Raw genomic sequence first — 13,260 nt, 5'->3', positions numbered from 1 at the left:
GCCGTTGCAGTCGCACCGGTGTTGACGCCCTGGGTCGCGCCCAGGGTGATCGCCGAGGTCGCCGCGTGCGTGCCGCCCGCCGTGCCGTCATACAGCACGTTGCTGAGCGCGGTGGCGCTTGCATAGGAAGTCGTGCCGCGCAGGTCGGACGCCGTCGCGCCCGAGATCGTGGCCGAGACGTTGGACTTGGTGGAGTAACCGACGGTGGTCTGCAGCGCCTGGTTGGCGATCGACTTCGCGCTGTCGATCAGCTTCTGCAGCGAGGTGATGCCGGTGTTGGCAGCCTGCAGCACCTGCACGCCGTTGGCAATGCCGTCGAGCAGATTGTTGATGTCGCTGGCGCGGTTGTCGAGCGACTGGGCGGTGAAGAAGTTGGTCGGGCTGTCCAGAGCCGAGTTGACGCTCTTGCCGGTCGACAGACGGTTCTGCGTGGTGGCGAGAAGATCAGCGGTGGACTGGAGGGAGAGCAGGTTCTGACGAACCGAGGAGGAGAGAACGATACCGGACATTGGGTGTTACCTTTCTGGTAAACGACGCTTACTGTTACGCGTCTGCTTGGATCGAGCATGATCCAGCGACCGGCGGACCGTGGCGCCGAGAATCTAACGAAGCATGAAATGAAACCGGCGCTTTCGCTGAGTCGCGGCATGATTCGGATGGGCAAACGGCTTCTGCCGCTCCGGCGCCGCATAGTTCGGCGTTGAAATGATTGGGTTTTTTCGTCCCCAGACCCGAGATTTACAACTCGTTAACTAGTCTTGATGGAGTATTGCGCCCTGATCCGCCGCAACACACGCTCGGTTACGAAAGCGTTGATGGAGAACAGGCATGGCCCTCAAGGTCGAGCTCAGACCGCACGAACGCATCATCGTCGGTAACTGTGTGATAACCAACACTGAACAGCGCGCCCGCCTTCTGATCGACGGCGACAACGTGCCGATCCTGCGCGAGCGCGACATTCTCACGCCGGAGACCGCCGATACGCCCGCCAAGCTCGTCTATCTGGCGGTCCAGCTCATGTACATCTCGCCGGATCCGCAGAGCCAGCACGGCACCTATTTCAACCTGGTGCGTGACATCGTCACGGCGGTGCCGAGCGCCTGGCCTATCATCGAGGACATCAACAACCACATCATGAGCGGCGACCTCTACCGGGCGCTGAAAGACGCCCGCAAGCTGATCGCCTATGAAGACAAGCTGCGTGAGCAGTTCGAGGCCACCCATCCCAAGGATGAGGTCGAGGAAGACGTCAGCTCGGCCGCCTGAGCGCTTCACGCATTGCAAACAAAAACGCCGCAAACCAGGTTCGGAGCGTTTTTCGTTCAACCGCTTTCAAGCGAAGGTACCGCTTCGCTTGAAGAAACCGCGTCAAAAAAACCTGATGTCACTGCGCCACAAGCGGCGGCGCCTCGACCTCGATCACGCCGCCGCTGCGCCGTCCGCCGAACTCCAGCACGGCCGCGACCAGCGCGTCGATGTCGCTCTCGTCGGTACGGTGATTGACGATAGCGGCGCGGATCGCAAACCTGCCGTCGAGCGTCGTGCTTGAGGGCGCCGCGATACCGGACTCCTGGATGTCGGCAACGATCTCGCGGTTGACCTCGTCGGCAGCGCGGTAACGAAAGCAGACGATGTTGAGATTGACCGGCGCCAGCAATTCCAGCCGCGGCTCGGCGAGAACGCGCGTCTCCAGATATTTCGCCAGCGCACAGCTTCGCGCGATCACCGCACCGAGCCGATTTGTGCCGAACGTCTTCAACGTGAACCACGTCTTCAACGCACGGAAGCCGCGCGACAGATCGGGGCCGAGATCGCAGGGCCAGATTGCGCCGGCCGCAAGCCCCCTCGCCTCGCGACGCAGATAGGCCGCGGGCTGCGTAAAGGCCTGTCGATGCTGCTCGCCGTCGCGCACCAGCAGGAAGCCGGCGTCATAAGGCACCTGTCCCCATTTGTGGAAGTCGAGCGCAATGGAGTCCGCAAGCTCGATGCCGCCGAGCAGCGGCGCAAGCTCGGGCGACAGAATCGCGAGCGCACCGAAGGCGCCGTCGACGTGAAACCAGATTCCTTCCTCGCGACACAACTCCGCGATCGCCTTGAGATCGTCGACCGCGCCGATATCGACGGTACCGGCGGATGCGACGACCAGGAACGGCCTGAAACCGACCTCACGATCGATCGCGATCTGCGCACGTAGCGCGGCAACGTCCATGCGATGATCGGTATCGACGCCGATCTTGCGCAGCGCATCGCTGCCGAGCCCAGCGATGTCCATCGCCCGCGAGACGCAGCCATGGGCGGCCCGCGATGTGTAAGCCGTGAGCAGCGCACCGTCATTGCCGATGCCGTACTGCCGCGCCAGCGTGCCGAGCGCGCTGGTGCGCGCCACCAGCACCGCCATCAGATTGGCCATCGACGTGCCGGTGACGAAGATGCCGCTCGCGCTTTCCGGGAAGGCGAACAGGCGTCGCATCCAGTCGACGACCTGGCGCTCCACCTCGATCGGCATGTGGTCGCGGCCGCCGAGATTGGCGTTGAGGCCCGCCGCGAGCATTTCCGCGACCATGCCGACCGCGGTACCGCCGCCATGCACCCAGCCCATGAAACCGGGATGGACGTTGCCGGTCGCATAGGGCGCGACATGTTCGGAGAAGTCGCGATAGACGTCGGCGAGGTCGTTCGCCTCGCGCGGCACATCGGCGTTGAACGCCGCACGAACGCCGTCGGGGATCGGCTGCCACACCGGACGCGCGCGAACGTTGGCGATGCCGTCGATCGTCTCGTCAAGCATGCGATGGGCGAGCGCGCGGAAATCGCTCCAGTCCTGCGGATCGAGCGAAGTGTGCGTGACGGAGCTTTGCGTGTTGCGGATGATCTCGTTCATGCTGCACTCTCCTCACCCGCTCTTGCATGCCGCGACAGCATCGCCGTGAATGCCACAAAGATCTTGCGCATCTGCGGCGGCTTGTACGGAAATACGGCCGGCGGATCCATGTTGTGCACAACGGCGGTATTGTCGGCTTCGAAGACCAGCAGCTCGCGGTTCTGGTTCTCGGCGCAATCGACGATGAAGTAATCGAGGCCGACGCGCCTGCTCATCTCGTCGAGCGCGATTTTGTGGCGCGCGGCGAAAGCATGGTCGAAGTCGAGCATGAAGACGGCTTCCTCGGCCCGCTTCTCCTCGCTGAACGCCATGAAGGCGTTGAGATACCAGATGTCCCAGCGATCGGCGATTGCCATGTGGCACGCATAGGCTTTGCCGTCGACCATCGCGAGACGATATTTGCGGTAGAGCCCGTCCGGACTCGCATAGTCGACGAAACGTGCGACGAAGAAGTCCTGCTCTTGTCGCTCGGCGAGATAGGCCGCGAGCGCTCCAGCATCGTCGAGTTTCGCGAGACCGACGCCGGCATGCGTACCGCGCGGCCGCACGATCATTGGAAAGCGCAGTTCGCCCGTGATCTCCTCGCAAACGATCCTGCCTCGCGAAAGCTCCGACAATTGCGCACGCGTCGTGGGGGCGGTCACGGGAATGTCGAGGCCGGGCACGCCCGTCAGCAGACGATACAGCTTGTCGCGATCGAGATTGCCAATGAGATCCGGACGATTGAGCAGCGGCTTCGGCCAGTGCGGCGCGGCCTTCTCGATCAGCGCGAGTGCCTCCCGGCACTCCTCGGAATCGGATGCGATCACGATGGCGACGTCGTGCTCGGGCAGAGTCTCCGGCAGGCCGATGCCCTTGACAACGTAGAGCGTCAACAGCTCGATGTCGGAATCTTCAAGCAGGAAGTCGATCGGCGTGTTGCCGCCCATGTCGATATCGGCGGCGAGCGCGAGCACGCGCAGGCGGGGTTTTGGAGCCGCGCAAGGCGTACGAAACAATTGGTGGAAGGAGAGCACCTCGGTCTGGATCACCAGCCCGACCTCCTTCTCGCCGAGAAGCTGGGCAATCAGCGAGAGATCGAGGCCTTCGCCGGCCTCCGCCGTTCCCTCCTCGATCCGCGCCAGCAGCCGCTCGCGCAACGGATGCAGGTCGCCGCCCTCGAAGGCGCGGCGCGTCAACTGCGCAAAGCCGATGCGGTCGGCATGGGTCGGCGCGGTCACGCCGCCCGGCGCGGAAACTGGATGTTGCATCTCACACCTCGAACGCGGACTTTGCCGGCACGGCCGCAACCGCGCCACGGTCAAGCAGCAGCTCGATCTTCACCAGCACATGGGCGATGCGATCAAGAACGTGCTGCACATTGCGTTGCGCCTGCATTGTATCCGGCGACCATGCCTCGGTCACCAATCGTGCGCCGACGCAGAGGCGCAACACGGCCTGCGGCGCACCGTCCTGCCGCTCCAGTCGGACCGGCTGGCCGATGAGACAGCGCTGGGCGGCCACTTGCCGGTCTGCCGCGCTGCCGCTGATCTCCTCGGCCATGTCGCACGCCAGCGCCCGATGCACGGCGCTGGTCTCGGCGAGCGAGACCGGCTTGCCGCCGCGCAGCAGCGTGAACGGAAAGATCGTGGTTTGCGCGAACTCCTCGTCGTCCGCGCCGGACTTCTCGATCGCGGTGGGAACGGCACGAAGCGACGGCGACAACGCGATCTTGCTGTCGATGCCGGCTGCAAGCTCGGCCAGCATCCTGGCGCGGAAAGCCCCGGGCACGGCGTAGTAGCTGCCGATCTCGGCCAGCGCGGCCTCCCAGCGCAGCCATTGACCGAAATTCGGCCGGCGCTCGAACCGCGAGCGCAGCATCGTCCACGCCACCGGCCAGTCGCAGCGGCCGGCATAATCGAAGATGCCAGGCGCGATCCCGCCCATCCGGTCGATCGACCGCGACAGGCCTTTCGGCAGCAGCAGCGCACCGCTGAAGGCCGGTCCGCCGAAAAATTTCGAGCCGGTGATCAGCACCATGTAACCACGGTCGAGATAGGCGCGCAGCCGCCGGCGACCGAGCCGCGCCTGACAGGCATCGACGACAATTTGAACCTTGCGCGGCCAGCGCCGCGCGATCTCGTCGAGACACGCCTCGCTTGGGGCACGCCAACCGAGTTTTGACGAATCCATGATCTGCAACAAAACGCGCCGGCCTTGCGCGAGGCTGGTCTCGACCGCATGCAGCACCGCGGCATCGGCATCGGTGCGCATCGCAATGCCGGCCGCCATGTCGATCAGCGGCACCGCGATGCTGTCGCCGGCCAGCCCCGTCACCGCGCCGTCCTTGCGCACGGCCATGCCGCCTGCCGTCATCGTGCTGAAATGGTGGCCGCGTGCGGTATGCGGCGTCCCGCTTCCGGTCTGGTCGGCGCCGACCACGATCGTCACCGGCGCCGCGCCGAGCACCGCGCGCGCCACGAACAGGGCGTGAAGCTGGGAGTCCGTGCCGGACGGCGAGAACACGACGTCGATCCGCGACGAGAGCGCAAGATGGCCGCGCAGCTCCTCGCGCATGTCCTCGCAGCGGGCGTCGAAGGCGATTTCGACCTCGTCGAACAGGCACTTGTGCATCAGCTCTTCGCGCGCCAGCGCGGCGCGGTCGTAGGCCATCTGCGAGATCGTCGATGCGGTCGCGGAGGCGAAATTCCAGAGCTCCGGCTCCGGCGAAGCCGCGCAGCCGTAGGCGTTGACACGGTCGTTCGGATCGAGCGCCAGCCGCGGATCTCCGCCGGAGGCGAGCAGCGTATCCAGTGGTGTGAAGAGATCGCGCAGGCGATAGCGCGAGCCGCCGTCGGACGCGCGCTCGCTGGCTGACAGACGGGATGCGCCGGCGCTCATCCCGAAAGGCTCACGCCGCATCGGCCGCCGCCGCGGGCGCCGGTGCGAATTGCGAGGTGATGTCGCCGTGGAACACCGACGGTCCGACGTGATCGAGCGAGCTCTCGATGTCGGCCCAGATCTCACCGCCGATATCAGTCCAGCGCTTGCAGAAGGCGAAGTCCTCGGACAGATAGGTGCCGGTCGCCGCATCGATCATGCATTCGAACAAGGCAAACCGGTTGTGGCTCGCCGCCAGCGTATCGTGCGAATGCTCGTGGAAGAATTGCAGGGCCGCGTAGTCCGGATGGCGGCACATCGCCTCCAGCACGGAGCGCCGGATCATCAGGAAGCCGGTGCCGGCGTAGCGCACGCGGGTGAAGCCGTTCACTACCACGATGCGGTCGGGGTCCTCAATCTCGAGCACGTAGTCGAGCGATGCGGCCGGCACGTCGGCGCGGCCGGACTGGATCGCCCGCGCGGCCTTGTCCCAGTTGATCCGCTTGATTGGATAACAGCCGGCGACGACGTCCGCGCCGCACTCGATCAGCCGGAACACCTGCTCCGGCTTGAAGCCGATGTCGGCATCGATGAAGAGGAAGTGCGTCGCTTCGGGATCGTCCAGGAACATCGCGGCCAGATTGGCCCGCGCGCGCGTGATCAGCGCATCGCCGTCGCGCAGCAGCACCTTGAGCTCGAGATTGGCCATGCCGTGCACGGCGCGCTGGAGCGCGAAGATCGAGCTCGCATAGATGCTCGTCACCTGCCCGCCGAAACATGGCGTGGCCACCACCAGTTTCATCTTCTCCGACATCGTCAGCTCCGCCCCGCTGCAATCCTCACCAAGAGGTAAAGAGGCATGGTTAACGGCGCCTTAACGCCCGCTTACAGGAACTTGACGAGCGAGAGCTGCGCGAGGTTCGAGGTCACCTGGTAGGACGCCTGGAGCGCATTCTGGAGCGACAGGATCTCGCTCGCGACCTGGTCCGGCGAGGCTGATTCCGCCTGGTCGATGATGGTCTGGAGCTGCGCCTTGGCCTGGGTCTGGCGCGTGCCTGCGTCCTTCATGGTGTTCTGGGCCATCGCGATGTCGGTCTGGATGTCCTCGATGCGCTGCTGGCCTGGCTGCTTCGTCAGGGCCTGTGTCACCCGCAGACTCAGCGCGGCGACCTGCCCGCCCGAATACTGCCCGGTCGGTGAGGTCGAGAACGTCCCGAACACGGCGACCGCCTGCAGCCCCTTGCGGATCGCGTCCTCGTTCGCCTGCGCGCCATACTGCACCGTGACGGAATCGTCGACCCGGGCCATCGCGGTGGAGCGCGGCGAGCCGGGGCCGTCATTGCCCAGGTACCATTGCACGGTGGTGGCCGAGCCGTTCACCAGCGTCGTCGCCGAGCCGAGGGGCGACGAGCCGACGCGCAGCGGAGCCTTTGCCGCCGTGACCGGGGAGGTCGTGAAGCCGAGCGCCGCGAACGCCGTGCTGTTCGAGCTCGTGATGTTGAGGCTCCCGGGATCGTCCGTGTTGATCGTGATCACGCCGCCATGGATCGTCGAGGGCTTCGTGGTGCCGGTGATCTGATCGATTTTGCCAAGCAGAGTTGTGATGTTGTCGGTGATGTTGATCTGGTTTGGGCCGCTGGCGCCCGAGGCGACAAAAGTCAGCGTCTGACCGTTCACCGTGATCGTATCGGGATCAACGGCAGGCGGACCCGCCGACCCCGCCTGGAACGCCGCTGAGAGGACTTCCGGGCCGCCCGTGGTCGCAATGCCGCTCAGCACAGTTGAACCGGTGATCTGAGGCGTCGACGCCACGCTGCCGCGCGTCACGCTGCTGAGACCGAGCGACGTGGCCGCCGCGCCGCCGGTGACCGCCACATCCGTGCCGGTGCCGGTCGCGATCTGGATATTGCCGCTGGCGCTCAGAGTTACGTTGGCGGCGGGGATGCCGGCGGCCGTCGCGATCGCATTCAAGATATCAGACACCTTCGCGGCGCTGCCCGAAGCCAATCCGATAGTGGTATTGCCGCTGGCCGTCGTGGTGACGGTAATGACGGTAGGGTCGAAGGTGATCGTGTGGGCGCCGCTCGCGCCGGTGATGGTCAGGGTGGTACCGGTCGGAGCGTTGGCGAGCGCGTTGAGAATGGTCCCGTTGAGATGGGGTGTCGCCGACGAATCGAGCGACGTGGTCGTAGACGCAATCGCCAATGCGCTGTCCTGCAACGCGACCGAGCCCGTCCCGGTCGTGGAGGTATAGGAGCGCAGATTGCCGGTGGCCGCCACATTGGCAGTGGCGGATCCCGCCGTATTGAAGAAATTGTCCCCGGCGGTGACAGCGGACGCCGCCACCAGCGAGGTGCCGGCGAGCTTCTTGATCGCGGTGTTCAGCGCGGTGTTGAGGTTCGTCGCCGTGATGTTCGGGTCCGGAGGAACGACCGGAACGACATTGGGGTTACCGGGATCGATCGCAAAGCTGCCGACAGGTGTCGGCGTCGCGGTGGACGCCGTCAGGTCGATCTGCTCGCTCGAGCCATCGGGCAGCGTGAACTGCACGCTGAGCTTGTCGCCATTTTTCGGATTGACGCCGTTGAGGTCGACCGAGAACGACACCGGCGAGCCGCTCGGGCCGGTGACCGTCGCGCCGGTCAGCGTCGAGGAGACCGCGGCGATCTTCAGGCCGAATGGCGATGCCGCGAAGTCCTCGGACACCTTCACCGAGCTCGGCGTCGGCTGTGGCGTCGTCAGCACCAGCCGGCCCATGCCGTTGGCGCCGAGGTCGGCGGCCTGACGCTCCGCCATGACGGTCTTGAAGCCCGCCTGCGTCGTGGTGCCGTTGATGATGTCGCCGGCATTCGCGACCGACGGCGTGTTGAAGGCGGTTCCGGAGAACAGATAGCGGTTGCCAGACTGCGTGTTGAGAACGCCGACCATCGAGCCGAATTGCGCAGCCGCAGTGTTCTGCGCAACCGTCTGGCCGTTGACGTTGAGATCCTGCGCGGTGTTGGCCGAGCCCGTCTGCACCGTGTTGCGGATCGTGGTCAGCGACTGCAACGCGGTATTGGCGAGGTTGATGCTGACGTTGACGTTGGTCATCGTGTCGGTATAGGCGGCAATGTTGGAGAGCTGCGCGCGCCCGGCGATCGCAAAGCCCTCGTTGGTGCCCATCCCGGAATAGTTCTGCGACAGCTTGCCGGTCGAGAGCTGCGTCGACAGGTCGGTGAGCTGCTGGTTGATGTTGCGGATCTGCGAGCCGAGAACCGACGAGGAGTAGTTGATGCTGCTGATCGACATGTTTCAGAGCCCTGTTACTTGTTACACTTGAGCCTGGAGCAACGTATTCATCATGCTCTGCACCACCGACATGACATGGGCGTTGGCGGCATAGGCATTCTGGAGCTGGATCAGGTTCGACATCTCCGAGTCCAGGTTGACGCTGGCGGTCGAGTTGAACTTGGCCTGCAGAGTCGAGACCACGACGCTCTGGCCCTGCTGGAGCTGGGTGGCCTGGGTGGCGGCATTGCCCTGAACGCTCAGGAACTGCTGGAGGTAGTTCGAGACGCTGCCGGTGAAGGGCTGGCTCGCCGAGCCCAGACCGGATTGCGGCGAATAGGAGAACACCGCCGAGGTGAGCTGCGAATAGAGATAGTCCGAGCGCGTGGTGTCGCCGGTGGGCGTCACCGGCGAGGTGTTGTAGACCGACAGCCTGGTCGGGTCGGTGGTGAGCTGCGTGTTCACGGCGATGCGTCCGGCAAGGCCGGTCATCTGCGAGCCCGATGCCGTGATCGCACCGGTGTAGAGCGCCTGCCCGCCATCGGTGAACAGCGGCAGTTGCGGATTGCCCGAGGTCAGCGACGAGATCGTCTTGGTGATCGAGGCCGAATTGACCTTGGCGAGGCCGCTGTTGTCGTCGGTAACCCGCAATGTGGTCGCCGTTGCCGGCGACGGGGCGGCGGCGAACGACAGATGCGAGTTGGAAAGCGCGGTGTTGAGCGCCGAGGCGATCGCGCCCATGCCGCCGGAAAAGTTCACCCCGATCTGCATCGGATTGGCGTTGGTGGGGTTCTGGAGCGGCAGCGCCGCCGGATCGGTCACGTTGACCAGCGTGACCTGCCGCTTGGTGTTGGTGGTCGTGTCGGTGTAGGTGAAGTTGACGCTGTTGCCCGGCGCCGCCCCGGCAAGGTCGAGATCGAAGCCGGCCGGCGGGCCGGTGACCGTGCTGCCGGCCGTGGTCTTGTCCGACAACGCGCTCGACATCGTCGCGGCGAACTGGTCGATCTGGTTCTGCGCCTGCACCAGCGTCTGGTCGCGCAGCTTCAGATCGGCCGCGATCTGGCCCGAAGACACCACGTTGTTGGCGATGACGTCGACCGAGGATCCGTTCGGGAGCTTGATGTTGAACGCGCCGACGCCGGATTTGGCCGGATCGATGTTGTAGAGCGAAGTCGCCGACAGCGCGCCGGCGGACGCAAAGGTGAATTGCGACGCCAGCCCGGCGCCGACCAGCTGGATGCCGGTGGTCGTGTAGATGTTGGCCTGATTGGACCCGTCGGTGGTGACGTGGACGTCGACATATTTCGACAGCGTGTTGATGGCCTGGTCGCGCTGGTCCATCAGTGTCGCAGCAGAGGGGTCGTGTTCCGACAGGCCCTGGAGCCGGGAGTTGATGTCGGCGACCTGCTGCATCGCCGCGTTGGCAGCTAGCGCCGAGGTGCTGAGATCCTGCTCGACGTTGGAGCGCAGCGACTGGATGCCCTTGGTGGTGAGGTTGAGCTGCTGCGCCAGCGTCTGCGCGGCGCCGAGCGCAACCGTTTGCGCCGACGACGAGCCCGCGTTGGTCGACAGCGCCTGCAGCGCCGTGGTGAAACTGTTCAGCGCAGTTTCGAGCGTACCGCTGTTGCCGGGCGTGCCATAGACATTCTGAAGCTGCTTCAGGATGTTGGCCATCTGGTCGGCGTAGCCGCTGCCGCCGATCTCGGTGCGCAGCTGTTTCTGCACATAGGTGTCGAGCTCGCGGCTGACGCCGGTCGTCGTCACCGTCGAGCCGAAGTCGCCGGTGGTGACCTCGATCTGGTTCGGCGTCTGGACGACGTAACCCGGCGTCTGCGAGTTGGCGACGTTCGACGAAACGATCGAGAGCGCAGCCTGATTGGCACGCAGACCGCTCATCGCACTGGCCAGGGCTGAACTCAAACCCATGTTGACTTGCCGCCTTTGGTTACGTCACGCCCCAATCAGCGCAACACGTTCAAAAGATCCTGAACCATCGTATTCGCCGTCGTGATCACCTTGGTGTTGGCCGAATAGGCCTGTTGGGTCACGATCAGCTTGGTGAATTCGTCGGCGATGTCGGTGTTCGAGCCTTCCAGCGACGAGCCGCTGATCGAACCGGAAGCACCGTCGATGGCAGGGCCCGACTGTTCGGTCGCGGCGTAGGCGCCGCCGTCCTGCGCCTTCAGGTAATTGGTGCCGTTGAAATGCGACAACGAGACCTGTGCGAGGTCGAGGTTCTGACCGTTGGAGAAGGTCCCGACCACGAGGCCGTTATTGTTGACGGCGACCGATCGAAGCTGACCGGCGGCGTAGCCGTTCTGGGTGATGGTGTTGATGGTGACCGCGCCGCTGGTGCTGGCATATTGCGTCAGCCCGCCCGAGGAGATGTTGAAGGAGACCGAGCCCAGCGACTGGCCGCTGACGCTGACATTGTTGATGGTGATACCCGAGCCGCTCGGCGAGGTCAGCGAGCCGTCGGCGGCAAAGGTGAAGGCCTGGCCGGTATTGACCCAGCCCACCGTCGTGCCGGTCGCATTCGGGTCAGTCTGGTAAAACATGTTCCAGGTATCGGCATGGCCCGCGCCAAGCGAGGCACTGTCGGTCTTGGCCCAACGCAATTGCAGGTTCACCGGCGTGCCGGCTGCGTTGTAGGCGGTCACCGCGCCACCGCTGATCGATTCCTTGGTGAAGGTGGCGATGTCATTGCCGATCACGCCGCCGGTGCCGGCAACGCCACCACCGTCACGATTCTTGGTGATGGTCGAGGTGAACCCAAGCGCGGCGAAGGCGGCGCTGTTGGAGCTCGCCACCGAAAGGTTGGAAGCTGTGCCGGTGTTCAACGTGATCACGCCGCCACTGCTGACCGACGACCCCGTTGCACCGGAGAGAGCGTCGATCTTGCCGAGCAGCATCGTGATGTTGTCGGTGACGTTGATTTGGTTCGGGCCTGACGCGCCGGCGGCCACGAAGGTCAGCGGCTGACCATTGACCGTGATGACGTCGCCGGCGGAGAAGCCCGATGTGATCACCTCGGCGCCGCCGGCCGCCGCTGCGCCGCTCAGCACCGTGGCGCCCGAGATCGCGGGCGAGGACAGCACGTTGCCGCCGCGCGTCACGCTGCTGATGCCGAGCGCCGTGGCCGCCTGGCCGCTACCAACCGGTACGTCGGTGCTCGTGCCGCTGGAGATCACGATGTTGCCGCTGGCGCTGAGCGATGCGGTAACGCCGGCGCCGCCGGCGGTCTGGATCGCGCTCAGGATGCTGGCCACGGTGGCCGTCGTGCCCGCGCCGAGACCGATCGTGGTGTTGCTGCCGACCGTCGTGACGGTGGTGCCGCCGTTGAACGTGACCGTGTTGCCGTTGATGTTGAGCACCTGGCCGCTCAGCGCGGTGAGGGTGGTGGAGGCGAGATGCGTACCCAGGGCGTTGTCGAGCGAAGTGGTGGTCGATGCGACCGCCGCAGAGTTGTTCTGGAGCGCCGTTGTGCCGGTCGCCGTGGTCGACGAGTACGGCGAGCGGACATTGCCGGTCGCGGCAGCGCCGGATGTCGTGGCGTTTGCATAGGGCGGAGGCGGCGTGCCGACCGGCAGCGGGTTGGCGGCGAAGTCCGACGGGTTCAGTCCGCCGGCGGCCAGCAGCGTCTTGGTTGCCGCCGTCGTGCTTGCCACGGTGTTCGGCTGGGTCGGCAAGTTCGCCGCGTATTGGATCGAGGTCGTCGCCTGCGCCGGGATAAAGTTGTTCTGGAATTTCAGGACCGTCGCAACGTTGCCTTGCGGGTTGCCGGTCTTCGGGTCGACTGTGACACCCATCAAATAGTAGCCGGCGCCGTTGACCAGATTGCCGTTGGCATTGAGCTGGAAGTCGCCGCGCCGCGTGTAATAGGTGACGCCGCTGAACACCGGCGCATTGTCGACGACGCCCGTCGCCTTCTGGATCGAGAAGAAGCCGTCACCGGTGATCGCCATGTTGGTGGCGACGCTGGAGCCCGAGATTGTGCCCTGCGTGGTGATGGTGGCCTTGGCGTTGGCGGTCACGCCGCCCGCGACCTGCTTGCTCGGGACCGAGGAGTCGGGAATGAGATCGACGAAGCTGGTGCCGATGCCCTTGTAAGCGGTGGTGGATGAGTTCGCGATGTTGCCGGAAATGTTCTGCAGCGCGTAGGACTGCGCCTGCAGGCCACCCACCGAGGTGTTCATTGCATCGAAGATACCCATAACTTTGTCTCCAGATCCGATCTCGGCGGCCGGTCGACC

General features: G+C 64.9%; 8 protein-coding genes and 1 pseudogene. 1 reads left to right on the top strand and 8 read right to left on the bottom strand.

Annotated elements, in window-relative coordinates:
- A pseudogene (locus ACFQX9_RS38585) lies at positions 1 to 509 on the bottom strand (flagellin); the annotation flags it as partial.
- A gap of 319 nt (positions 510 to 828) precedes the next feature.
- Between ACFQX9_RS38585 and flbT the strand changes: the two are divergent.
- Complete coding sequence (gene flbT, locus ACFQX9_RS38580) at positions 829 to 1,266, top strand: flagellar biosynthesis repressor FlbT (protein WP_085383931.1); 438 nt, start codon at positions 829 to 831, stop codon at positions 1,264 to 1,266.
- A gap of 118 nt (positions 1,267 to 1,384) precedes the next feature.
- On the opposite strand, the gene ACFQX9_RS38575 is transcribed toward flbT, so the two are convergent.
- The 7 genes from ACFQX9_RS38575 to ACFQX9_RS38545 form a co-directional block, all read right to left on the bottom strand.
- Positions 1,385 to 2,881: a pyridoxal phosphate-dependent decarboxylase family protein gene (locus ACFQX9_RS38575; RefSeq protein WP_377792170.1), complete on the bottom strand. Its 1,497-nt coding sequence runs from the start codon at positions 2,879 to 2,881 to the stop codon at positions 1,385 to 1,387.
- Entirely contained in the window at positions 2,878 to 4,131 is a 1,254-nt protein-coding gene (locus ACFQX9_RS38570; RefSeq protein WP_377792169.1) for a RimK family alpha-L-glutamate ligase, read from the bottom strand. Before ACFQX9_RS38570 ends, ACFQX9_RS38575 begins: the two co-directional genes overlap by 4 nt.
- A gap of 1 nt (position 4,132) precedes the next feature.
- A complete protein-coding gene (locus ACFQX9_RS38565) occupies positions 4,133 to 5,782 on the bottom strand; it encodes a hypothetical protein (RefSeq protein WP_377792168.1) in 1,650 nt (549 codons plus the stop codon).
- Positions 5,772 to 6,554, bottom strand: a complete 783-nt coding sequence (locus ACFQX9_RS38560) for a hypothetical protein (protein WP_085348252.1) — start codon at positions 6,552 to 6,554, stop codon at positions 5,772 to 5,774. Before ACFQX9_RS38560 ends, ACFQX9_RS38565 begins: the two co-directional genes overlap by 11 nt.
- Positions 6,555 to 6,625: 71 nt before the next feature.
- Positions 6,626 to 9,028, bottom strand: a complete 2,403-nt coding sequence (locus ACFQX9_RS38555) for a flagellar hook associated protein (protein WP_377792166.1) — start codon at positions 9,026 to 9,028, stop codon at positions 6,626 to 6,628.
- 21 nt (positions 9,029 to 9,049) lie between these two features.
- Positions 9,050 to 10,933, bottom strand: a complete 1,884-nt coding sequence (gene flgK, locus ACFQX9_RS38550; protein WP_377792164.1) for a flagellar hook-associated protein FlgK — start codon at positions 10,931 to 10,933, stop codon at positions 9,050 to 9,052.
- A 35-nt stretch (positions 10,934 to 10,968) separates the two neighbouring features.
- A complete protein-coding gene (locus tag ACFQX9_RS38545; RefSeq protein WP_204511751.1) occupies positions 10,969 to 13,221 on the bottom strand; it encodes a flagellar hook-basal body complex protein in 2,253 nt (750 codons plus the stop codon).
- Between the last annotated feature and the right edge of the window lie 39 nt (positions 13,222 to 13,260).

It is taken from the genome of Bradyrhizobium sp. GCM10028915 (assembly GCF_042666195.1).
In the GTDB taxonomy this organism is placed as follows: Bacteria; Pseudomonadota; Alphaproteobacteria; order Rhizobiales; family Xanthobacteraceae; genus Bradyrhizobium; species Bradyrhizobium canariense_D.
The sequence above is the reverse complement of the archived record's forward strand: the minus strand, read 5'-3'. Positions and strand labels throughout refer to the sequence as shown.